We start from the raw sequence: 481 nt of genomic DNA on the forward strand, positions 1-481 counted from the left end.
GTGCTCCATCACACCACCGAGATACAGCTCCTGACCGTCGTAGAGCGCGTCCACGTCGATCTCGATCGCGTCGTCCAGGAACCGGTCGACCAGCACCGGCCGGGTGGGGCTGATCTCGGTGGACTCGGCGATGTACGACTCCAGGCGGGCCTCGTCGTACACGATCTCCATGCCGCGCCCGCCGAGCACGTACGAGGGGCGGACCAGGACGGGGTAGCCGATCTCGTCCGCGATGGCCTTGGCGCCGGCGAAGGTGGTCGCGGTGCCGTGCTTGGGCGCCGGCAGCCCGGCCTCGGCCAGGACCCGGCCGAAGGCGCCGCGGTCCTCGGCGGCGTGGATGGCCTCCGGAGAGGTGCCGACGACCGGCACCCCGTTGTCCTTCAGCGCCTGCGCCAGGCCGAGAGGGGTCTGGCCGCCGAGCTGCACGACGACGCCCGCGACCGGCCCGGCGAGGGTCTCGGCGTGGACGATCTCCAGCACG

The 481-nt window shown here is 72.3% G+C and carries 1 pseudogene; it reads right to left on the reverse strand.

Features of this window, described 5'->3' with window-relative positions:
* A pseudogene (gene carB / locus ADL08_RS12485) lies at positions 1–481 on the reverse strand (carbamoyl phosphate synthase large subunit); the annotation flags it as partial.

This window comes from Streptomyces sp. NRRL F-6492, from assembly GCF_001280125.1.
Taxonomy (GTDB): domain Bacteria; phylum Actinomycetota; class Actinomycetes; order Streptomycetales; family Streptomycetaceae; genus Streptomyces.